The sequence below is a fragment of the Geobacter sp. AOG2 genome, assembly GCF_019972295.1.
Classification (GTDB): Bacteria; Desulfobacterota; Desulfuromonadia; order Geobacterales; family Pseudopelobacteraceae; genus Oryzomonas.
Window position 1 is genome coordinate 2903909 of record NZ_BLJA01000001.1, and the last position, 21183, is coordinate 2925091.

Here is a 21183-nt window from a genome sequence, read left to right on the forward strand (position 1 = left end):
CATGAATACTTGTACCGTTACGTATGGCGAGGGTGATGCGATGTCACACTATCAGGGACGTTCCAGGATGTGCCGATGGCTGTCCGTCTCTTCGCTCCTGCACGCCTGTTTCATTGTGCCGTTTATCGTGTTCAGCCTGTACACTCCGGCCAAGCATGCCCGATCCAGGCTCCAGATCGAACTTTTCGGCATGGTTGCGGACCGGCAGGTGGCGGAAAAGAAGGTAGCGCAGAAGGCGGCACCTCCGCAACAGGTGAACAGGCCCCGGAAGCCGGTTCCCGCTATGTACCGGACCGTTGCCACGGAGAGCCCGGTCAGCGTGCACAAGGTGGAGGAAAAGCCGAAGCCGCTGGAGCAGGAAACAAAGCCTGTGGCGGTGTCCGCCGTGACGGCGCCGCCCGCCGATACTGTCCGGGCCGCCAGTCCGGGTGCGGATGCGGTGCAGCAAAGGCAGCAGACCATCAGGACGGCCGCGGAGACGGAGGCGGACAGGATCAGGAGGTACTCGGAACGGGTGGTAAAAAGACTTCGGAGTCACCTTGTTTACCCCAAGGAAGTGAGGAGAATGGGGATCGAGGCGGTCACCACAATCTCATTTATCGTCACGGATTCCGGGAATATCAAGGGCGGCTCCCTTAGGGTAAAGGTCAGCAGCGGCTATACCGCCCTGGATGCCAGCGCCTTGCAGTCCGCCCGGGACAGCGTGCCATTCGAGAAGCCGCCGAAAGAAATGCCGCTCATTATCGGCGTGCGCTTCAGCAATAGCGTGACACGGCAGTCTCTTGCCGTACCGGTGAAACAGCCCCCCGGCTCATGAGCGGGGCGCATGCATGATTGTTGCAGCAACCGTGTAACCCAGGCCCGTCTTTTGAGCCTCCTTCGTGTGGTGGGGGGAGAGATTCCCCCCTTTTTTTTGACGGACTCAGAGGCGCGCATATCCAGCGTTATGTGTCTGGTTATATATTGGTTCCAAGTTGTTGTGGTTTCAACGGCGTTGCAGGGCTAACGCCATATCTCAAGGAGGTTTTACATGAAGAAATGTGCAATTTTGTTGGGTGTTGCCATGTTGACGGTTCAGGCCGGCACTGCCCTGGCGGAGAGCCTGGAGGACGTGCTGAAGCAAAAGGGGATGATCACCGAGGAGGAGTATAAGAGGATCGTGAAAAGCACGCCCGCCGTCAGCTACAAGCTGGGGCAGGGGATCACCCTGACCACGGCCGACGGGAATTTCAGCACCACTATCGGCGGCTACCTGCAAACCCGGTACACGCTCCTGAATTCCGACGACGTCAACGACGACAAAGCCAGGTCCGCAGGCATGACCACCACCCCGGGCGGCACTTCCAGCCAGTTCGAGGTGAAGCGGGCCAAACTGGTCATCGGCGGCTACGTATTCTCCAAGGACCTCACCTATAACGTGACGGCGAACTTCTCCAATATCGCCGGCGGATCGACGAAGAACGGCGGCCTGCTGGAAAACGCCTTTATTAATTATAAATGGCGCGATGAGCTCCAGGTGCGCGCCGGTCAGGAAAAGGTACAGTTCGGCAGGCAATGGTTGATTTCCGCCACCGACCTGCAATTTGTGGATGTGTCTCATGTTACCGCCGCCTTTGCGCCGACCTACGACACCGGCTTGAGGCTTTACGGCAAGCTCCCCAAAGGGTTGCTCACCTACAGTGTTGCCGTAAGTGGAGGCTTGGGGCAGAACTCCGTGCGCAGCACTCGGAACAACGCGTTTTCCGCGCGCATTACCGCCAATCCCTTCGGCGAGATGAAGAATACTGAAGCTGATCTGGAACAGACGGAAAAACCGCTTGTCTCCTTCGGCGCAAATTATTACCGCAACACCATCACCGAGACCGAGTACAGCACCTCCTCCAACAACAGCCTGGGATACCTGAAGAGCAAGACCGGATGGTTCGCCCTCAACAAGCGCGGCACACTTTTGTCGGGCGAGAGCGTCAATATCAGCATGCTCGGCATGGACGCCGCCTTCAAATGGCGCGGGCTTTCCGTCATCGGCGAATACATGTGGGGCGAGGGTGACGCGCAGCAATCCAAGTACGGTCAGCGGGCCATGGGGTTCTATGCCCAGGCCGGCTACATGGTCATCCCGAAGACGCTTGAAGTAGCCTATCGCTACGCCTACCTGGACCCGAACATCAACAACAACATCCTGGCCCTCAACGACCATTGGATCGAAAACAGCGTGGCGGTCTCCTGGTATATCAGGGAGCATTATCTGAAACTCCAGGCCGACTACACCGCCATCCACAAGCAGAGGAACCTGATCTCCCAATCCACAAGCGTAATCATGGAGCCTACCGACGACAATCAGGCACGGGTGCAGTTACAGCTGGTATTCTAGGATTTGATGAGGCAATGCCCGGGCGTATGACGAGAATCATCATGTGGTGTCCCCAGGCCTCTTTCCTGCGATAGGTTGCATGAAAGGGGCCTGGGTGGGGAGCACATGGGGGTCAAATGTATAAATTTATGGCTATTCAAACACTACGGGGTTGTTTCTATGAAAACCGATACTATTAAAGTCGGGCTTGTCGGCAACCTCTGGTTTAACCGTGCCGAGAACAAATTTCTGGGCAGCGATAGGATCGACTTGCTGGAAAAGATCGATGAACTCGGCTCAATCAGCAAGGCCGCCAGGGCTATGGGGTTCTGCTACAAAACCGCTTGGGATCTGGTTAATCTGGTCAATAATATGGCGGAAAGACCTCTGGTTTATCGTCTGACGGGCGGCAAGGGCGGTGGCGGCACCAAACTAACCCCGGAAGGTAAAGAGGTGGTCGCACGGTTCAAAGTCATTCAGGAAGAGCACCGCAAGTTTCTGCAAAACCTTGGAAGCAGGATTGATGATACCGATAGGCTGCTTCGGTTTCTCAAAAGGATTTCCCTGAAGGTCAGTGCGCGTAACACCTTCATCGGCACCATAACTGCCCTTACCAAGGGCGCCGTCAATTCCGAGATCAGGATAACGCTGAAGGGGGGCATCTCTCTTACTGCTGTTATTACCAACGGGGCCATCGACAACCTGGGGTTGAAGCCAGGCGTCGAGGCTTACGCCATTATCAAGGCAAGCTCGGTTTTGATCGGGACCGATGTGCATGATATCAAGGTCAGCACGCACAATGTCTTCTGCGGTACCGTGACCAAGGTTATTGATGGGCCGGTCAGTACCGAGGTGGCCGTTGAGATCGGAGAAGGCGTAATCGTCACCGCCGTCATCACCCATGACAGCGCTGAACAGCTTGGCCTGGTGGTCGGCGGCCACGCCTGCACCCTGTTCGAGGCTTCGAGCGTCATCATCGGCGTGAGCTGAGACCAATAAAGGGACGTCAAGAGCTTGTAATGTTGTGCGTTCAATGACGATATAAAGGCAGTGTACAGCGGGTGCATTCCCATGAATTTTAACTGAGTGGCTGATGGGAATAACAGAGGTAAGCCAACAACGACGTTCGCATTCGGGGGGACTCCCCGGATCATGGGAGGATAAAGTTACACGGTTTTGGGGCAAACCACGGAACCGTACGGATAAAAAATCAAAAAGGCCGCATACGGTGAGGTATGCGGCCTTTTTGCGTTCCCCCTTAGGAGGAAAAGGAATTACTTTGCAGCCGGAGCAGCAGCGTCAGCAGCCGGAGCGGCTTCTTTTTTCTCAGCTTTTTTGGCTTTTTTAGCTTTTTTGGCTTTTTTGGCTTTCTTAGCGGGTTTTTTCACTTCTTTCTTTTCAACAGCCGGAGCAGCGGCGTCGGCAGCCGGAGCGGCGGCGTCAGCAGCGAAAACAACAGCCGAGAAGGACAGAGCTACGAGAGCGGCAACGATGGTGGAGAGAACTTTTTTCATTTGTACTACCTCCGACAGGATTAATGAATCTGATTCTACTTTCAGCATAAGTGGTGCCAATTGTGCCTAATGGGCGGAAATGACAGGGAATCAATGCGTTATGGGTTATATGGTCTTTACCTTCCCTTGTTGGATTGCCTTATATGGGGTGATGGCTACCGCAAATGGGTTGTATGCGCTTCCATGGATTATAGGCTTTGGTCCCACTTCACCTGCTTGACCGCACAGCGGCTCTGGCGTACCATCCGTTCATCGGGGCATCCTCGGAAAGGACTGTCAGCACGACCTGGAAAGCGGCCATGAATGTTATACTCCACAAAGATCGTTCCGGCATCTGGAGCAGGGCGCAAAGGGGCCACGGCCTGAAAAGCTGGCAGCGTCTTTGGCTGGTGACAGGGGTCGCGTACCTGCTTATGCTTGTGGCGGCAGGTTGGCTGATCATGCCGGAGCGCCGGCAGGTGGACAAGGCTATGGTGTTCGCCGTAACGGAAGAGGTGCGGCGGTACGACGGACTCGCTTTTGTGGGAGACTCCCCCGAGAGGATTTTCGAATCAGCACGCACCCAGGGATATGGCCCATGGATCGCCCATGTCCGCAAGGCCTACAGGATTGGCAGGGAGGGGGATGCCGGATTCGACAGGATAGAAAGGGCCTACCGTCAGGACATGGAAGCCCTGGCAACGAAGCGCCTGAAGCTGTCGGGCTGGCTCTGTGTTGCCTGGGTCGTGCCCATGGGGTGCCTTTATGCCCTGGGCAGCCTGATCGGCTGGGTCAAGCAGGGAGGACCGTGACCGTTTCCAAAGAACCGCAGCGGCGTCAGCAGGCTCAGCTACGTCCCGATTCCATCGAGTGCAATGGCATCGCGATTCCGTTCAGATATTGCCATTCCCGGCGCAGGACCCTGGGCATGACGGTCAGGCCGGACAAGTCGGTGATCGTCCGGGCTCCCTTGCGCACCTCCCTCGGGGATATCCGGGATTTCGTCTCCCGGCGGGCGGCATGGATTGCCAGGGTGTGGCGGGAGTTCGACGGCAGGCCGCCCGTGCTTCCCCAGAGCTACGACAGCGGTGCGACCTTTTTCTTCCAGGGGAAGGGGTATGTCTTGACCCTGGAGCACGGCGCGGCCGAATCGGTTGTGCTCAGGGGCGGTTCGCTGGTGGTTGCCGCTCCGGGCAAGCTGGAGGCCCCGGATCTCCGCCGGATCGTCGATACCTGGTATTGGGACCAGGCGAGGAGCATCTTCCCGGAGCGGGAAATCGAGTGTCACCGGAGGATGGAGGCGGAAGGCTTTCCCCTCCCCCCCCTCGTGATCCGACCCATGAAAAGCCGTTGGGGGAGCTACTCGTACCGTACCGGCCGCATAACGCTCAATCTCCACCTCATCAAGGCATCCCCTGCGTGTCTCGATTACGTAATCATCCACGAGTTGTGCCATGTCAGGGTGCGACACCACGGGCCCGGTTTCTGGAAGCTGGTCGAGCGCTACGTACCGGATCACGCCAGGCTGCGCAAACAGCTCAACGGTATCATGTAATGCCCGGCGCCCTGCAGCGACCGATTGCCGTCGTATACCGGAGCCTGCGTTGCCTTCATTGACATATGGTGCAGCAGTGGTTACCCTCTCTCCAAAGTACACCCTGGTTACAAAGGAGTCATGATGAAAAGCAGATCTCTGTTGGTGGTGATTTTCAGCCTGTTGGCCCTGCTTGCGAGCACAACGCTCGTCGCCGTCAACGCGGAGGCCCGCGCCGGCGGCGGCAGATCGTTCGGCAGCCGCGGGTCGCGCAGCTATTCCCGCCCGGTATCACCCTATTCGCAGCCTAGCCAAAACCAGCAGGCCGCGCCCCAGCCATTCTCGCCGTCGCCTTATCAGACCCCCCAGCCTGCCGGAGGTGGTTTCCTGCGTAACATGGCCGGCGGCCTTGTCGGCGGCATGCTGGGCGGTATGCTGTTCCGCAGCCTGGGTTTCGGCGGCGGGATGGGAGGAGGCTTTGGTGGCGGGATCGGGCTGTTCGAGATCATCCTGGTCGGCGGCATCATCTATCTGGTCTACCGGATGATGAGGAGAAGGCGCGATGAGGGCGCTACCTACCAGAATCCCTCTGCCATGGGCGGCTACTCCGGGCCGGAGGCATCACGCCCCATCCAATCCGCCTACGCCGACACCGCCGGCGACCTTGCCGCAGGGCTCTCCCACATCCGGCAAATGGACCCCGGTTTCGACGAGCAACGCTTCACAGACGGGGTCATGGATATTTTCTTCAAGATCCAGGGTGCCTGGATGAACCGGGATCTCAGCAGCGTGAACGCGTTATTGACCCCGGAGATGAGGCGCATCTTTCAGGAGGATATCGACCGGTTGTTGCGTGAGCACAGGGTAAACCGGCTGGAGAACATTGCCGTGCGCACGGTGGAGGTCAGCGAGGCATGGCAGGAATCAGGCCAGGACTATGTCACGGCCCTGATCTACGCCAACCTGCTGGACTACACGACCGACGACACGAGCGGCCAGGTGGTGGAGGGGAGCAAGACCGAGCCGGTGAAGTTCGAGGAGTTCTGGACGTTCACCCGGCCCGTGGGCAACAACCCGTGGCAGCTTTCGGGGATTGACCAGAAATAAATCTCAGGCCGGAACAAGGCGAACGAAAACGGCCCAACCGGTTTAAAACCGGTTGGGCCGTTATTGTTTGGGGGGATGGCTTTTGCTCAGACCACCCGGATGAAAAACTCGGGGCACCCGGAACCGCAGTAGCCGCACAGTACGCATGACGTCTCGTCCACCACCGCTTTACCGCCCACCAGCGACAACGCCTTACTGCCGCAGATGTCGATGCATTTGCCGCATCCCTTGCAGAACTGTTCCATAATCAACAATCGCCGGCGCCGGCTCTCCAGGCCTTGCCAGACCGCCTCCTCCATCACCCCGTGCTCGAAGAAGGCTACGTTGGCGTCGATCTCCTGTTCGGAAAGCATGCCGACGGCAACCCCGTGAATGCCTTCGAGCCCGGCCACGAAGGCCATGCTCCGGCGGGCATCGGATATCAGATTGCCCCCCGCCAAGGCCTTCATGGCATAGACTCCCTGACCGGAGCGGGCGCAGGTGGCGATGGCCTCGGCCATCTCCGCGGCGGTGCCGTCCAGGATGCCCATGCCGTTTTTGTTGATCAGCGGATGGATCACCTCTATTTCCGGGTGGGAAGCGACCTTGCGGAAAGCCTGGATATAGTGGGAGGAGAATCCCACATGGGCGATTTTACCCTCCTGCTTCATCGTGAGGAGCGTTTCCAGCACGTCGGCCCGTTCCGCGAACGGGTCTGCTACCCGTGCGCCGTGGAGATGCACGATATCGAGCTGTTCCCGGCCCAACTCCCGCAGGGCCTGCTCCACATGCCCTCGGGCGGTGGCCGCGTCGGCGGCATGGGTCTTGGTCGCGATGGTCACCTCGCCCCGCCAACCGGCGAGCCCCTCCCGGACATGGGGATAGGTCCCGTAGAGGGCGGCCGTGTCGAGCATGGTGACTCCCTGCTCAAGGGCGTGGCGGATAAGCTTCCCTCCCTCGCGGGGAACAAGGTTGGCCTGGAGGGGCCCCAAGGGGAGGGTGCCGTAGATGAGCGGAAAGATGCTGATGCCGGTGGAGCCGAGTTGAACCCGTTTCACGCCGGCCCTTGTCCCGCATCACCATTGATTGCCGCCCTCAACAGGTTGCTCGGCTTGAAGGTGAGCACTCGCCGGGGATCGAGTATGATCGATTCTCCGGTTTGAGGGTTCCGGCCGCGGCGGGCATTCTTCTGTTTGACCTCGAATTTGCCGAAGCCCGAGATCTTGACCTCCTGGCCGCTTTCCAGGGTGGCCTTAACGATGCTGAAAACCGATTCCACCAGGTCGTAGGATTCTTTTTTGGCAAATCCGCACGTTCTGGTTACATTCTCCACGATGTCTGCTTTGGTCATGTTTGCCTCTCGTCTGGGTGATCTTTGAGAAACATACACTAAATGACTTACTTATCGCAAGCCCGACGAGAATTTTTTTGCAATCGGGCAAACTTGACATCTGGTTTCATCTCTCATATGGTATTCATGTGAATACCATGGAGGGGCGCCATGCAGGAATTGACCGGACGTCAGAGGCAAGTATTGGATTTTATTGTTTCACACATCGATGGTACCGGCTATCCGCCAACCCAGCGGGAGATCGCCCGCCATCTGGGGGTCAGCGGGACGCTACCCGTGGCCAAGCACCTGGCCGCCCTGGAAAAGAAAGGGTGCCTCAGGCGGGACGAAGGTTCCCGCAGCATTGCGCTGACCAGGCCCGCGGGGGCGTCGATCTCTGTCCCCATCGCCGGCACGGTACGAGCCGGCACTCTATCGCCGGCCATTGAGGATATCCAGGGATATTTTTCCGTTGATCGGGGCGAAATCAAGGGTGCGGGCTGTTTTTTCCTGCGGGTCAGCGGCGATTCCATGATCGCGGCGGGCATTTTCGACGGCGACCTGGCCCTGGTCCGGCCCCAGCCCACCGCAGAGAACAAGGATACCGTGGTGGCCATGGTGGACGGCGAGGCCACCGTGAAATGGTTTTACCGCGAGCGGGACGGTATTCGTCTCCAACCGGCCAACCCCGACATGAAGGCCATCATCCTCCGCCCGGAGGACGGAGAGGTTAATATCGTCGGCAAAGTCATCGGAATCTACCGTCGGATGCGGTAGTCAGGGCCGCCCAGGCAGCACGATTATGAAAAACAGGACCATCCTCCACATAGACATGGATGCCTTCTTCGCTTCGGTGGAGCAACAGGCGAGCCCCGACCTGAGGGGTAAGCCGATTGCCGTCACCGGGGCTGGCAGTCGCGCCGTCGTCACCACCTCCTCTTACGAGGCCCGAGCCCTGGGCGTCAGGACCGGCATGGCGGTGTGGGAGGCCAAGCGGTGCTGCCCGCACCTCGTGCTCGTCACCGGCAACAACAGGAGTTACACCAGGGCTTCCCGCGAGATCATGGGGATGATGCAGGATTATTCCCCAGAAGTGGAGGTGTTATCCATCGACGAGGCCTTCATGGATGTGACCCGATCCCTTTCTATCTTCGGGAACGCTGAAAACATCGCCCGCCAACTCAAGTCCCGCATCAGGGATGGCCTTGGAATAACCTGTTCCGTCGGCATCGCTCACAACAAACTGCTCGCCAAATTGGCCAGCGACATGAACAAACCGGACGGCTTGACGATCATTGCCCCGCCGGACGTGCCGGCCGTTATGGAGCGTCTGCCCATAGGGGCGCTGTGCGGTGTCGGCAAAAAGATGCAGCGCCACCTCAACCAGATGGGTATCTACACCTGCGGCGAACTGGGCCGCTGCGACGAAGCCAGGCTGATCAGGAGGTTTGGGGCCATCGGCACCCATCTCAAACAGATGGGACTGGGCCGGGACGACTCCCCGGTCATCCCTTGCGGGGAAGAGGGTGAGGTGAAATCGGTCAGTCACAGCATGACCCTGGAACGGGACATCGAGGCGCGGGAGGACATCCTGCGTTTCCTGCTGCAACTCTCCGACATGGTGGGCAACCGGGCGCGCAGGTACCGTGTGGCCGGCAAGACCATCGGCCTGTACGTGCGCTACGCCGATTTTTTCACCGGTATCGGCAAGCAGACGACGCTTCCCGGCTATGTCAGCCTAAGTGATGATATCTACCGGGCGGTCCTGCCGATTCTGGACAGTATAGAACTGCAACAACCGGTCAGGCTGTTGGGGGTGCGGCTTTCGAACCTGAAACACCAGTCCGAGCAGTTGCCCCTGTTCGAGGACGAGCGCAAGAGGGTAGCCGCGGCGAGGGCCGTGGACGATCTCAACCAGCGTTTCGGCGCCATGGCCGTTACCTTCGGTACTCTTGTACCTGTCAGGGGATCGGGCGGCTCGCACGTCATCTCCCCGGCCTGGCGGCCGAGCGGGATCAGGAACGTGGAGGTGGAATGAACGCCGGCAGGTAAAATATTCTCCCCGAAAAGCTGGCCGTTGCACAACAGGTGCCTTTTGGTATCATAGTGATGACGCTTAACGGAAGTGCAGGGATAATCAATGTTGAGGGGCCTCTTACGGAGCAGGGCAGTAGTCGGCACAACTCGAAAGGAGAATACCTTATGGACAGACGCACTTTTCTGAAGGCAACGGCCATCGGTTCGATCGCCACCGGCATCGGTTCCACCCTGGCCGCGGCGGAGCGCTATTTCCCGACTAAGGTGGACCAGTCACTTTTTGAGGGCATCAACCGGGTAAAGGACCCGGCCAAGAAAACTCCCCTGGAAAAATCCCATGCCCCGGCCATTTCGGCACCCGCTTCGGTGAAGGCCGGCGAGCCCTTTACCGTTGAGGTCTCGGTGGGCGAAAACCTGCATGTCATGGGGCCAACCCACTGGATCGAGTACATCGCCCTTGCCATCGGCAACGAACCGGCCGGTCGCATGGACCTTCAGCCCAGGGGGTTCCTGAAGCCCAGGCTTACGTTCGACGTGGTCATCCCCAAGGAAGCGGCCCCGGCCGGGAAGGTAACCCTGGTTGCGTCACAGCACTGCAATCTGCACGGCACCTGGGAGTCGAGCCTGGATATCTCGGTTGTCTGATGGCAGAGAACGGTTTTGGTGGTAGAACATGCCGGAGGCCAGGGGCGGGATAGTACACCGCTCCTGGCGTTTCAACTCATTGGCCGCCGGTACGGCAAACCACACGAGGGGGTGTCGGATGCAGAAGGGTATGACAAGGTTTGTTGCGGCGTGCCTGATGATGGGAACGGTGCTGCTGCCGGCCTTAACCGCACGTTGTGCGGATGCGGTTCTCGAGAAGGGCAAAGCGGCGTTTCTGCAAAACTGCATTGCCTGCCATGCCGATGGCGGCAATGAGGTCAACCCGGAAAAGACCTTTTCCCGGACAGATCTCGCGCGTAACAATATTCACACGCCTTCAGATATCGTCAGAATCATGAGAAACCCCGGCCCCGGCATGCTCAAATTCGACGCGGCCACGCTCCCGGATGAGGAAGCCCACGCCATCGCGGTGTATATCTTCGCCACTTTCAACAAGTAACCGCGCAGGACATTGGTTGCGGGCCATCAATAAGGGCCTCTGCCCCGAATGCCGCCATTTTGCTGTTGTTTCTGTGTCTCTATCGGCGCGGTTGACGCCGTCGGCCGGTTATGCTTTAATCATTATGTGGAGACAGATGCCTATATCGCCCTTGGTTCAAACAGGGGAGACCGGGAACTCAACCTGTTGCGGGCGGTGGCCGAGATCGGCAAGCTGCCCGGTTGTCGGGTGACGGGTGTGTCTGCGTTCTACGAAACGTCCCCTGTCGGGGTCATTGACCAGCCTTCTTTCTACAATGGTGTTCTCAGGCTTGCTACCGAACTTTCCCCCCGCGAACTGTTGGAACGACTGCTGCGTATTGAAAGTAAGGTCTTTGGCCGGATACGGACCGTTCAGTGGGGGCCGCGGCCCATGGATCTCGACCTTTTGCTCTACGGATCAATGATTGTGGAGGAGGAGGGGCTGGTCGTCCCGCACCCGCGCATGGCGGAGCGGCGCTTCGTATTGCAGCCGCTCAACGATCTGGCCCCCGGCCTGCTGCATCCGGTTCTGGGACGGACGGTTGCGAACCTGCTGGAGACGCTGCGGTCCGATGAGAGTGTCGTAAAACTATAACCGGAGAGAATACACGTGATCAAGCTATTGATCTGGGGACTTCTGATCTACATCGGCTACCGCGTCGTCGTGGCCCTGGCAAGCGGGAAAAAGCCGGAAATCAAGGCATCGGAACAACGGGAGGCCGCAGCGACCTATCGCGACCCGGTTTGCGGCATCTATGTTTCCGAGGAAGATGCCGTGGTGGGCCGGCTCGAGGGTGAACGCCACTATTTCTGCTCCATGGACTGCCTGGAAAAATTTCGCGAACAGCTTGACCATAAACCATCGTAAACGGAGGAACACATGAAGTTTTTTATCGACACCGCTGACGTAAAGGAAATCCGCGAAGCCCATGATCTGGGACTCGTGGACGGCGTTACCACCAATCCTTCCCTGATCGCCAAATCCGGGCGCAAGTTCAAAGAGGTCATCAAGGAGATCGTCTCCATTGTGGATGGCCCGATCTCGGCCGAGGTCATCTCCCTGGACGCTCCCGGCATGATCAAGGAGGCCAAGGAACTGATCAAGATCCACAAGAACATCGTGATCAAGGTGCCCATGACTCCGGAAGGGCTCAAGGCCACCAAGGCCCTGTCGGAAAAAGGGGTCAAGGTCAACGTGACCCTGATCTTCACCCCCATGCAGGCGCTCTTGGCCGCCAAGGCCGGCGCCGCTTACGTCTCGCCCTTTGTGGGCCGGCTGGACGACATCTCCCAGGACGGCATGGGGATCATCGAAGAGATTCGCACCATCTTCGACAACTACGGCTATATGGCCGAGATTATCGTAGCCAGCGTGCGCAACCCGATCCATGTCCTCAATTCCGCCCTGATCGGTGCTGACATCGCCACGATCCCCTACTCGGTCATCATGCAGCTTGCCAAGCATCCCCTGACCGATGCCGGCATCAAGAAATTTCTGGCCGACTGGGAAAGCGTGCCCAAGTAGGAGGTTGTTGAAAAACAGCCATCTCGCCGCCATCCTCGAAGGCCCTTTCGTGCGGCGTAGCGCTGCTACGCCTCCTCAGGACCTTCTGCGGGTGCGACGATCTGACTATTTTTGAACAACCCGGGTTTTTAACCGCCTGACAGATGAGGCCCATCGCGGCCCGATTTTTCCGGAGCAACTGTGAAGCCTTCTTCCGACAAGCTCTCCATCCTTTTTTCCTCCTCCGAGGCCGCACCTTTTGCCAAAGAGGGGGGGCTGGGGGATGTGGTCGGCGCCCTGCCCAAATACCTGGCCCGCATGGGGCATGATGTCCGCGTGGTCATCCCGCGCTATTATGCCGTCAACCGGGAAAAGTATGGCCTCAAGCTGCTGCCGGGCATGCTGGTGGTGCCGATGGGTATCATCGGCCGCATGTACTGCGGCGTCTACGAGGGCAGGTTGCCGGGGAGCGACGTCCCGATCTATTTTCTGGAACACGAGCAGTTCTACGGTCGTCCCGGACTCTACCAGCAGGACGGCCAAGGGTATCTGGACAACGACAACCGTTTCGTCTTCCTCTCCAAGGCATCCCTGGAACTGTGCAAGATGCTCGATTGGTCGCCGGATGTGATCCATGCCCACGACTGGCACACCGGCGCCATTCCCCTGTTGCTCAACACCTCCTACCTGCACGACCGTTACGTGGGCAGTTCCGCCTCGCTCCTCTCCATTCACAACATGCAGCACCAAGGCAATTTCTATCCCGGCCTGATGGAGGTGCTCGGCGTCGGCTGGAAGCACTTTAACTACCTGGAGCTGGAAAAGGACGACCAGGTCAACCTGCTCAAGGGGGGCATCTACCACGCCACCCTGCTTTCCACGGTCAGCGAAGGGTATGCCCGGGAAATCCGGACTGCGGAATACGGATGGGGGCTGGAGGGCGTGGTGCGGGATCGGGCGGCCGACCTGTACGGCATCCTGAACGGAGTGGATTACGAGGAGTGGGACCCGGCCACGGATCACTGCATTGCCGCGACCTACACGGCCCGGACGGTCAAGAAGGGGAAGGCCGCCTGCAAGCGTGACCTGCAGCAGAGGATGGGGCTGCCCCAGCGGGACGACGTACCGCTCTTCGGCGTGGTTTCCCGCATGGTCAAGCAGAAGGGGACCGACCTGATCGCCGAGGCCATGCACCGCATTCTGGGCATGGACGTGCAATTCGTCATGGTCGGCAACGGCGAGCCCTGGGCGCACTTCTTCTTCGGCGACATGGCTGCAGCCCATCCCGACAAATTCGCCTGCCACATCGGCTACAGCGAAGAACTGGCTCACAAGGTGGAGGCTGGCGCCGATTTCTTCGTCATGCCCTCGTCGTTTGAACCGTGCGGCCTGAACCAGATGTATTCCCTGGCCTACGGCACGCCGCCCATCGTTCGCGCCACCGGCGGCCTGGAGGACAGTGTGGAGAACTTCGACGAGCAGGCCCTGACCGGCGACGGCTTCAAGTTCCATCACCATACCGCCGCCGCGCTGTTCGATACCATCGGCTGGGCGGCCTGGACCTTCTACAACAACCCCAAAGGGCTGGCGGCCCTCAGGAAGAACGGCATGAAGAAGCGTTTCACCTGGGACGCCGCGGCGCTCAAGTACGACAAACTCTACCACCTGGCCGTCCGCCGTCGTCGCGGCGAGGAATACTTCCGCAACCGCTTCGGCGAGTGACGTCCCGGAGGTCCATCCATGGCATCCGATCACTATGACATCATCATCGTCGGTACCGGCCCGGCGGCCCTCGGGGCCGCATTCCACCTCACCGACAAACTCCCCTCCCTCTCCATCCTGATGATCGACAAGGAAACGGTCTGCTCCGGCGGTCTTTTGAACGACTGTAAGCAGAACTACTCCTACCCCATCGGTTTTGCCGAAGAGTACTGGACCAGGGAAGATGCCGAACGGTTGCTGCCGCTTGTGGAGGAGAGGCTCAAGCCGGCCTTCAAGGGACAGAAAAACCTGGAAACCTATCGCAGGCGCGCCGAACGGATCGGGGTTACCCTCTACGACATACGCCAGGCCCATGTGGGCACCGACCAAAGCACCTTTCTCATCCAGCGTCTGATGGCCGAGCTTGCCGACCGCGGGGTCCGCATCCAGCTGCAACGCGAGGTGACCGATGTGCGGGAGGCGGACGATGGGGTTGACATAACCGTCGGCGGAACGGAGCATCTCCGGGCTGGCATGGTGATCATGGCGCCGGGCAGAAAGGGTTTCGGTTTCCTGCAACGCATCATGGAGCAACACGCCATCCCCTACATCGACAACATCGTGGATGTGGGTATCCGCGTCGAGACCCGGCTGGACAACTATCCCATCGTCAGGGACTATTACGACCCCAAGTTCTACTTCCCCGAACGGGTGCGGACCTTCTGCACCAACTCGGGGCACGCCCGGGTAGTGCTGGAGCGCTACGAGGACTTCAGCCTCGTCAACGGCCATGCCCTGTCGGAACGGAAGAACGGTAACGACCTGGTCAATTTCGCGCTCTTGAAAACCATCGGGCTGAAGGACCCGGTCCGCAGCGGCCAGCAGATGGCTCTTTTTCTCGGTCGGCTGGCCCATGAGATCGGCGGCGGCCGGCCGCTCATGCAGCGGGTTGGGGATTTCAGGATGGGGAAGCGCTCCTCGGCCGAGACCTTCAACGACGACCTCTACTCCTTCCGCCCCACCTGCCCGGTAACCGCCGGCGACCTGGGGCTGGCGGTCCCGGCCAAGATCATGCGTCACATCTGGGCGGCCCTGAAGAAACTCGATACCATTGTCCCCGGGGTCCTGCACCCCAGCACCATCATGTACTACCCCGAGATCAAGATGTACGCCAACAAGCCCTCCTTCATCGATCCCCATTTCCGGGTTAGCCCGCATCTCTACATGGTTGGTGACGGCGCCGGCACCTCCCGCGGCATAACCGGCGCCTGGGCCAGCGGGATCAGGGCTGCCGAGGGGATCGTGAAGACGAGAGGGTAGAGTAACATGATTGCCGGAGGCCCATGGTGAGCAGTTTGCCGGGAGCTCTTGTGAATTACGCATGAATTGAATAGAGGTATGTCCGGAGTTATGGCGCATGTCGTGTTATCTGATACTGCCGGAAACAAGGAGCGAAAGACCATGAAGCAGATGATTGTGGCGGTTATCGGTACGATGGTGATCTGCATTGGCGGCTGTGCCGGGAGTTTATCCCCCCATGAAGAACTTAACCAAGCCGTTAAAAAGAGTTTTGACGCAACCGGTTTTACCTATAGCTCGAAAAGCAGGGTCACAAATCTGTCCCTGCCGAAACAGGATGCGGACGCCGCCTCAAAGGCCAAGGGTTTAAAGTATTTGGAGCCGGGCCTTGATATCGTTCGGGGACTTTCCGTGAACATGGACGGCGCGGTCGATATGAAGGGCAAAAGATCGGAGGCGCTGTACGATCTGCATTACAACAAGGATAATGTGGAGGTCTCAATCAAATTGCCGCTGTTGGTTGATTACAACACCCAGACGCTCTATGTCGGCACATCGTTTTTAACTACCATCCTCGATGTGGTCTCTCCCCAGGGTCCTGAAACCAGGGGGAAGTTGATAAAGATAGATATGAACGAGTTGCTGAAGGATGGTGCGGCACGTACCCCGGATCTTTCAAAATGGATTGGAGACGATCGCTTCAACCCGGAGAATATGGCAAAGAATATAGATGTATTTAACAACGTCTTTAAGGACGGAATCCTGAAGGCCGTTGCCAAACTGAATGATTCCTGTTTTGCCGACCAGCCGCTTACCGAGCAGGACAGGAAAACGGGGGTGGAACGACGTATTCAGATGAATTTGGGCCATGACGATTCCGTCACCGTTGTTGCGGACATGATGGATAGCATGGCGCAGGCCCTGTTTCAGGGAGGGGTGATCAGCAAGAAAGAGTATGACGTACTCCTCACGCTTACCGGCAAACAGGTGCTGGACGGATTTGCCGATAAATTCACCCTGACGATGACAAACGATGTGGGTATAGCGCAATCGGGCCATGTCGGTTATCTGGCGACCCGGCTCAGCATTGCTGATAAAGAAGGGAACTATCAGTTTGGTGTTGAGAATGTCAGCTCGTTTGACAACTACAATGCGCCACGCTTCTCCATAACCCCCGAGACCGGCCGGACCGTTGATTTCAAAGAGGTGCTGGCCGCCATAACGGCAGCCAAGGCAAAGGATAAGAGCGCTTCAGAACCGGATGAGGAGGCCCCAGACGACGATTCCTGTGTCCCGGATGGCCCGGCTCAGGACGGCGCGGAATCCATGTAGGGGAACTCTGCCGGATTATCCTTATCCGCTCCGGATTACTGAAAGCCCCATGGTAAGCTTCATGCTACCCGCCACGAGGCGCCCCATCGCCCCTCCACCGGACGGGGCTTCTCCCCTCGGTGGCACAGGGATATGGCGTTTTGCCGCAGGTTTGATATGATTGGACAGATAATCCTCGGTGACACAGCGTGGGAAGGGAACCGCCATGACGACTGACATCTGCATCCCGGAAAGCCTCCGGCGCTCGAAGGAACATTCCGACGAGATGCTGGAATGGTTGCGGGGCAAGGGAAAGACCATCATCGTCATCCACGACAACCCGGATCCCGATTGCCTGGCTTCGGCCATGGCACTCCGTCACCTGCTGGCCATGAAGTTGAGCAAGGATGCGGTCATCACCTTTTCCGGCATGATCGGGCGCAGCGAAAACATCGCCATGGCAAAGGAGTTGGAGATTACCCTCATCCCCTTGGACATGGTCGATCTGGATGAGGTCAGCGCGGTCTGCATGCTCGACACCCAACCGGGCACGGGCAACAACTCCCTTCCCCCGGGTTGCCGGGTGGATATCGTCATCGATCATCATCCCCCGCGAGAAGCGAGCATGGCATGTCGTTGGGTGGATATCCGCGATGATTACGGCGTTACCGCCACCATTCTTTACGAGTATCTGGTGGCGCAAAATATCACCATCGGCACGAAACTGGCCACGGCCCTGTTCTATGCGATCAAATCCGAGACCCAGGACCTGGGCCGTGAGGCGAATCGGCCCGACCGGGACGCATACCTACGCCTCTTCCCGGTGGCGAACAAACTGATCTTGTATGAGATAACCCATCCCAAACTGCCGGTGGAGTACTTCCTGGCGATCCACAACGGCCTTGAAAACACGATGATATACGGGAAGCTGTTGGTGGTGAACCTGATGGCCATCTGCTTTCCCGAAATGGTGGCGGAGGTCGCCGACTACCTGATCAGGCTGGAGGGGGTCGAGACCGTGCTGAGCATGGGGCATTATAATGACGAGGTGATACTCTCCCTTCGCACGACGAGCAGCCTCCTCAACGCCGGGGAGACGATCAGGAGCCTGGTGGCGGGAAAGGGAATGGCCGGCGGGCACGGCACGATGGCAGGGGGCAAACTGGACCATGTGCCGTTCACCCCCGCCGCGCTGGAGGAGGCCGAAGCGTTTCTGACGAAGGGGCTGTTACGCGAACTGTCCATGGGGGATGTAACCCCGGCCCGGCTGATCAAGCCACGATAGGCGAATCTGCCTGCCCCGTTTCCCACGCCTGCCATACTCTCCATGAACCGTATCCTGCCGTCACGCCGGAGCAGTGAAAATGACCGCACCGATTCATAATCTCCGCCAGTTCCTCGCTCTTCTGGAAGAACGGGGCGAACTCAGCCGCATTCGGGTGGAGGCGGACCCCGTTCTGGAGATAGCCGCCATTACCGACCGGGTCTGCAAGCAGCCGGACGGTGGCCGGGCACTTCTTTTCCTGCGCCCGAAGGGGAGCAGCTTCCCCGTGGCCACCAACCTGTTCGGTTCCCTGCGGCGGGTTTGCCTGGCGTTGGGGGTGGACCGCCTCGACCTGTTGACGGAGCGCATGGCGGCACTACTCGCCCCGGTGCCGGAGCTGGGTGTTGCCCGTCTCGACCTCCAGATCGCCAGCCAGCCGCAGTTTTCCCGTTTCGCACCCGTTGCCGGACAGGATGCCGACCTTGTGACGATGGCAACACCCGACCTGTGCCGGTTCCCGTTTCTCCAGAGCTGGCCGGGCGACGGCGCAGGGGAGGGGCATCCGCGCTATATCACCCTGCCCCAGGTGTTCACCGCCGCCCCGGATGGTACCAGCCCCAACTGCGGCATGTACCGTTGCCAGGTACGCGGGCCGCGTGAGCTGGCCGTGCGCTGGCATCCGGCCAGCGGCGCGGCGCGGCATTTCGAGCACTACCGTCGCCGCAGTGAGCCGATGCCGGTGGCGATCTGCCTGGGCGGCCCCCCGGCGGCGCTCTTCAGTGCCCTGCTGCCGTTGCCGGGCGACCTGGACGAGATGACCTTTGCCGGGTTCCTGCGGAGTGTCCCGTTGGCGCTGGCCGCCTGTGGGAGCCTCCCATTGCGGGTTCCTGCCGGTTGCGAGGCGGTGATCGAGGGCTATGCCGATCCGCGTGAGACGGTCATGGAGGGCCCCTTCGGCAACCATACCGGCTTCTATGCGCCCCCTGGGTCCGCCGCCCTGGTGCGGGTGACCGCCATCAGCCTTCGGCCGGAGCCCGTTATCCCGGCAACGCTGGTGGGACCTCCCCCCATGGAGGACTGCTGGATGGCCAAGGCTTGGGAGCGGCTGCTGCTGGCCTTTGTACGCCGGCTGTCGCCCGCTGTCGCCGATATCTGTTTCCCCTTGGAGTGGGTCTTCCACCAGAGCGCCATCATTTCCCTTGAAAACCCGCACCCCGGCGTGGTAAGGGAGATTGCCGGGTCGCTCTGGCGGACCCCCTGGTTCGGAGCCGCCCGGCTGCTGGTCTTCGTGGATGCGGCAACCGGGGCGGCAGACCTTTCCCGGGCGGCCTGGCGCGGTATCAACCTGGTGGACGCCGGCCACGACCTGATCCGGGACGAGAGCGGCACGCGGCTGGCGTTGGATGCCACCGGCAGCCGCCTTCCCCGCCAGCCGGTCGTCACGGACGAGGCAGTTGAGGAGCAGGTGGCGCGGCGTTGGCGGGAATACGGGTTTTAGAAACTCAAATCTGCCACGGAGACACAGAGGAAGATCTAAATCTTAGATCCTTGGATTGATTCTGTCTTTGCCTTTCTCCGTGCAGTTCTCCGTGTCTCTGTGTCTCTGTGGCAGATTGATATTTATGGCGGATTTTTTTGAAAGGTTTACCGGAATGATAGCCATGGCAACGGAAACAAGTCTCATACGTAAGATCACCGTATTCCTGGAGATGATCAAGTTCTCCCACACCGTCTTTGCGCTTCCCTTTGCCCTGACCGGAGCGCTTCTGGCGGCAAACGGCCTCCCCAGCGGCCGCCAGGTCCTCTGGATCGTCCTGGCCATGGCCGGCGCGCGAACGGCGGCCATGGGGTTGAACCGCCTGATCGACGCCGAGATCGACGCCCGAAATCCCCGCACCGCCAACCGCGCCATCCCGGCCGGGCTGATCGGCAAAGGTGCGACCCTGGTCTTCATAGTCGCCGCTACGCTACTTCTGCTCTTTGCCGCCACGATGCTCAACCCGCTCTGCCTGAAACTTGCCCCTATAGCCATCTTTTTCCTGGTGCTCTATTCCTTTTGCAAGCGCTTTACCGCCCTGGCTCACGTGGTGTTGGGGCTCTGCCTGGCAGCGGCCCCCATGGGGGCCTGGGTCGCCATTAGGGGCAGCATCGATACCCCCGCCCTGATCCTGGGGGGCATCGTGCTCTTCTGGGTAGCCGGCTTCGACATCCTCTACGCACTTCAGGACCTGGAATTCGACCGGGCCGCCGGGCTCCATTCCATCCCTGTCGCCCTGGGGGTCAAGGGGTCACTCCGGGCGGCGCGCCTGTTCCATCTGGTGATGCTGGGGCTGCTTTTCTGGCTGTTCGTCACCATGCACCTGGGAGTACTGTTCCTGGTCGGCATTCTGGTGGCCACCGCCATGCTGTTGTACGAACACCTGCTGCTCAGGAACGGTAATCTGGATAAATTGGATGCGGCCTTTTTCAACATGAACGGTTATATCAGCATCGCCATCCTGGCATTCACGGCGGCCGATCTGCTGGTGAGGTGGCCATGACCACACAAAAAAGGATATTCGTCGCCCTGACCGGGGCCTCGGGAGCGATCTACGGCATACGCCTGATGGAAGAACTCGTCACGCGGGGGTTTCTGCTCACCGTGGCGGTCAGCGAGAGCGGGCAACTGGTTTGTCGCGAGGAGACCGGCCTGGACCTGGAGGGCGATCCCCCCACCGCCACCGCACGGCTTTGCGCCCATCTCGGCGTGAAACTGGGGGTGGAGGTCGTGGCGGCCGACGACCTGCTGGCCTGCGCCGCCAGCGGTTCCGCCGCGCCGGCGGCAATGGTCGTGGCACCGTGCAGCATGGGCACCGTGGCGCGCATCGCCCACGGCACCTCCGGCAACCTGATCGAGCGGGCGGCGGACGTGATGCTCAAGGAACGCCGTCCCTTGCTGCTGGTCCCCCGGGAGACGCCACTCTCGGAGATCCATCTGGAAAACATGCTGAAGCTTTCCCGCGCCGGCGTCCGCATCATCCCGGCCATGCCGGCCTTCTACCACCAGCCGGCCACCATGGACGACCTGGTGAACTTTGTGGTTGGCAAGGTTTTGGACCAACTGGGTGTTCCCAATGACCTCTTCAAGCGCTGGGGCGACCGCTGACGCC

Annotated in this window: 23 protein-coding genes; 20 read left to right on the top strand and 3 right to left on the bottom strand. The window is 59.5% G+C overall.

Going from position 1 to position 21183, the window contains the following annotated elements; genetic code table 11:
* Position 1 precedes the first annotated feature (1 nt).
* The 3 genes from LDN12_RS13305 to LDN12_RS13315 all read left to right on the top strand — a co-directional run bounded on the left by LDN12_RS13305 (position 2) and on the right by LDN12_RS13315 (position 3340).
* Positions 2–817, top strand: coding sequence for a TonB family protein (locus LDN12_RS13305; RefSeq protein ID WP_223923146.1), 816 nt, complete (start codon positions 2–4; stop codon positions 815–817).
* A 213-nt stretch (positions 818–1030) separates the two neighbouring features.
* Positions 1031–2371, top strand: coding sequence for a porin (locus LDN12_RS13310; protein WP_223923147.1), 1341 nt, complete (start codon positions 1031–1033; stop codon positions 2369–2371).
* 159 nt (positions 2372–2530) lie between these two features.
* The gene (locus tag LDN12_RS13315; protein ID WP_223923148.1) at positions 2531–3340 is read left to right on the top strand and encodes a TOBE domain-containing protein; all 810 of its coding nucleotides are present in this window, start codon (positions 2531–2533) and stop codon (positions 3338–3340) included.
* 284 nt (positions 3341–3624) lie between these two features.
* Here LDN12_RS13315 and LDN12_RS13320 read toward each other — a convergent pair whose 3' ends face one another.
* On the bottom strand, positions 3625–3864 hold the full coding sequence (locus LDN12_RS13320; RefSeq protein ID WP_223923149.1) for a hypothetical protein: 240 nt from the start codon (positions 3862–3864) through the stop codon (positions 3625–3627).
* Positions 3865–4163: 299 nt separating this feature from the next.
* Here LDN12_RS13320 and LDN12_RS13325 point away from each other — a divergent pair, with 299 nt between their 5' ends.
* From LDN12_RS13325 to LDN12_RS13335, 3 genes are all read left to right on the top strand, one after another.
* Entirely contained in the window at positions 4164–4655 is a 492-nt protein-coding gene (locus LDN12_RS13325; RefSeq protein ID WP_223923150.1) for a hypothetical protein, read from the top strand.
* Positions 4652–5398 (top strand): M48 family metallopeptidase, encoded by a 747-nt coding sequence (locus LDN12_RS13330; protein WP_223923151.1) that lies wholly within the window; start codon positions 4652–4654, stop codon positions 5396–5398. Before LDN12_RS13325 ends, LDN12_RS13330 begins: the two co-directional genes overlap by 4 nt.
* 123 nt (positions 5399–5521) lie before the next feature.
* Entirely contained in the window at positions 5522–6484 is a 963-nt protein-coding gene (locus LDN12_RS13335) for a Tim44 domain-containing protein (protein ID WP_374045059.1), read from the top strand.
* A gap of 86 nt (positions 6485–6570) precedes the next feature.
* On the opposite strand, the gene LDN12_RS13340 is transcribed toward LDN12_RS13335, so the two are convergent.
* The gene (locus tag LDN12_RS13340; protein ID WP_223923153.1) at positions 6571–7521 is read right to left on the bottom strand and encodes an aldo/keto reductase; all 951 of its coding nucleotides are present in this window, start codon (positions 7519–7521) and stop codon (positions 6571–6573) included.
* The gene (locus LDN12_RS13345) at positions 7518–7814 is read right to left on the bottom strand and encodes an integration host factor subunit alpha (RefSeq protein WP_223923154.1); all 297 of its coding nucleotides are present in this window, start codon (positions 7812–7814) and stop codon (positions 7518–7520) included. Before LDN12_RS13345 ends, LDN12_RS13340 begins: the two co-directional genes overlap by 4 nt.
* Before the next feature lie 150 nt (positions 7815–7964).
* Between LDN12_RS13345 and lexA the strand changes: the two genes are divergently transcribed.
* The 14 genes from lexA (at position 7965) to LDN12_RS13415 (ending at position 21179) form a co-directional block, all read left to right on the top strand.
* Positions 7965–8570, top strand: coding sequence for a transcriptional repressor LexA (gene lexA, locus LDN12_RS13350; protein WP_223923155.1), 606 nt, complete (start codon positions 7965–7967; stop codon positions 8568–8570).
* Between the two features lie 25 nt (positions 8571–8595).
* A complete protein-coding gene (dinB, locus tag LDN12_RS13355) occupies positions 8596–9831 on the top strand; it encodes a DNA polymerase IV (RefSeq protein WP_223923156.1) in 1236 nt (411 codons plus the stop codon).
* Between the two features lie 164 nt (positions 9832–9995).
* Positions 9996–10475, top strand: coding sequence for a class II SORL domain-containing protein (locus tag LDN12_RS13360; RefSeq protein ID WP_223923157.1), 480 nt, complete (start codon positions 9996–9998; stop codon positions 10473–10475).
* A 118-nt stretch (positions 10476–10593) separates the two neighbouring features.
* Positions 10594–10935 (top strand): c-type cytochrome, encoded by a 342-nt coding sequence (locus tag LDN12_RS13365; protein WP_223923158.1) that lies wholly within the window; start codon positions 10594–10596, stop codon positions 10933–10935.
* Positions 10936–11061: 126 nt separating this feature from the next.
* Positions 11062–11550 carry a 2-amino-4-hydroxy-6-hydroxymethyldihydropteridine diphosphokinase gene (folK, locus tag LDN12_RS13370; RefSeq protein WP_223924068.1) on the top strand — a complete coding sequence of 163 codons (489 nt, stop codon included), beginning with the start codon at positions 11062–11064 and terminating at the stop codon, positions 11548–11550.
* 15 nt (positions 11551–11565) lie between these two features.
* On the top strand, positions 11566–11823 hold the full coding sequence (locus tag LDN12_RS13375) for a transcriptional regulator (RefSeq protein WP_308464319.1): 258 nt from the start codon (positions 11566–11568) through the stop codon (positions 11821–11823).
* 12 nt (positions 11824–11835) lie between these two features.
* A complete protein-coding gene (gene fsa / locus LDN12_RS13380) occupies positions 11836–12480 on the top strand; it encodes a fructose-6-phosphate aldolase (RefSeq protein WP_223923159.1) in 645 nt (214 codons plus the stop codon).
* Between the two features lie 180 nt (positions 12481–12660).
* The gene (locus LDN12_RS13385) at positions 12661–14181 is read left to right on the top strand and encodes a glycogen synthase (protein WP_223923160.1); all 1521 of its coding nucleotides are present in this window, start codon (positions 12661–12663) and stop codon (positions 14179–14181) included.
* Positions 14182–14199: 18 nt separating this feature from the next.
* Positions 14200–15480: an FAD/NAD(P)-binding protein gene (locus LDN12_RS13390; protein ID WP_223923161.1), complete on the top strand. Its 1281-nt coding sequence runs from the start codon at positions 14200–14202 to the stop codon at positions 15478–15480.
* Between the two features lie 141 nt (positions 15481–15621).
* Positions 15622–16791 carry a hypothetical protein gene (locus LDN12_RS13395; protein WP_223923162.1) on the top strand — a complete coding sequence of 390 codons (1170 nt, stop codon included), beginning with the start codon at positions 15622–15624 and terminating at the stop codon, positions 16789–16791.
* Between the two features lie 205 nt (positions 16792–16996).
* Positions 16997–18055: a bifunctional oligoribonuclease/PAP phosphatase NrnA gene (locus LDN12_RS13400; RefSeq protein WP_223923163.1), complete on the top strand. Its 1059-nt coding sequence runs from the start codon at positions 16997–16999 to the stop codon at positions 18053–18055.
* A gap of 79 nt (positions 18056–18134) precedes the next feature.
* A complete protein-coding gene (locus LDN12_RS13405; protein WP_223923164.1) occupies positions 18135–19532 on the top strand; it encodes a UbiD family decarboxylase in 1398 nt (465 codons plus the stop codon).
* Positions 19533–19695: 163 nt separating this feature from the next.
* The gene (locus LDN12_RS13410) at positions 19696–20574 is read left to right on the top strand and encodes a 4-hydroxybenzoate octaprenyltransferase (RefSeq protein WP_223923165.1); all 879 of its coding nucleotides are present in this window, start codon (positions 19696–19698) and stop codon (positions 20572–20574) included.
* The gene (locus LDN12_RS13415; protein WP_223923166.1) at positions 20571–21179 is read left to right on the top strand and encodes a UbiX family flavin prenyltransferase; all 609 of its coding nucleotides are present in this window, start codon (positions 20571–20573) and stop codon (positions 21177–21179) included. The genes LDN12_RS13410 and LDN12_RS13415 overlap by 4 nt, the downstream gene beginning before the upstream one ends.
* The last annotated feature ends 4 nt before the right edge of the window (positions 21180–21183 follow it).

Excerpts from the sequence above, each read along its gene's own strand:
- LDN12_RS13305 (WP_223923146.1), top strand. The coding sequence starts at position 2 with ATGAATACTTGTACCGTTACGTATGGCGAGGGTGATGCGATGTCACAC.
- LDN12_RS13310 (WP_223923147.1), top strand. The coding sequence starts at position 1,031 with ATGAAGAAATGTGCAATTTTGTTGGGTGTTGCCATGTTGACGGTTCAG.
- LDN12_RS13315 (WP_223923148.1), top strand. The coding sequence starts at position 2,531 with ATGAAAACCGATACTATTAAAGTCGGGCTTGTCGGCAACCTCTGGTTT.
- LDN12_RS13320 (WP_223923149.1), bottom strand. The coding sequence starts at position 3,864 with ATGAAAAAAGTTCTCTCCACCATCGTTGCCGCTCTCGTAGCTCTGTCC.
- LDN12_RS13325 (WP_223923150.1), top strand. The coding sequence starts at position 4,164 with ATGAATGTTATACTCCACAAAGATCGTTCCGGCATCTGGAGCAGGGCG.
- LDN12_RS13335 (WP_374045059.1), top strand. The coding sequence starts at position 5,522 with ATGAAAAGCAGATCTCTGTTGGTGGTGATTTTCAGCCTGTTGGCCCTG.
- LDN12_RS13345 (WP_223923154.1), bottom strand. The coding sequence starts at position 7,814 with ATGACCAAAGCAGACATCGTGGAGAATGTAACCAGAACGTGCGGATTT.
- lexA (WP_223923155.1), top strand. The coding sequence starts at position 7,965 with ATGCAGGAATTGACCGGACGTCAGAGGCAAGTATTGGATTTTATTGTT.
- dinB (WP_223923156.1), top strand. The coding sequence starts at position 8,596 with ATGAAAAACAGGACCATCCTCCACATAGACATGGATGCCTTCTTCGCT.
- LDN12_RS13360 (WP_223923157.1), top strand. The coding sequence starts at position 9,996 with ATGGACAGACGCACTTTTCTGAAGGCAACGGCCATCGGTTCGATCGCC.
- LDN12_RS13365 (WP_223923158.1), top strand. The coding sequence starts at position 10,594 with ATGCAGAAGGGTATGACAAGGTTTGTTGCGGCGTGCCTGATGATGGGA.
- fsa (WP_223923159.1), top strand. The coding sequence starts at position 11,836 with ATGAAGTTTTTTATCGACACCGCTGACGTAAAGGAAATCCGCGAAGCC.
- LDN12_RS13390 (WP_223923161.1), top strand. The coding sequence starts at position 14,200 with ATGGCATCCGATCACTATGACATCATCATCGTCGGTACCGGCCCGGCG.
- LDN12_RS13395 (WP_223923162.1), top strand. The coding sequence starts at position 15,622 with ATGAAGCAGATGATTGTGGCGGTTATCGGTACGATGGTGATCTGCATT.
- LDN12_RS13400 (WP_223923163.1), top strand. The coding sequence starts at position 16,997 with ATGACGACTGACATCTGCATCCCGGAAAGCCTCCGGCGCTCGAAGGAA.
- LDN12_RS13405 (WP_223923164.1), top strand. The coding sequence starts at position 18,135 with ATGACCGCACCGATTCATAATCTCCGCCAGTTCCTCGCTCTTCTGGAA.
- LDN12_RS13410 (WP_223923165.1), top strand. The coding sequence starts at position 19,696 with ATGGCAACGGAAACAAGTCTCATACGTAAGATCACCGTATTCCTGGAG.
- LDN12_RS13415 (WP_223923166.1), top strand. The coding sequence starts at position 20,571 with ATGACCACACAAAAAAGGATATTCGTCGCCCTGACCGGGGCCTCGGGA.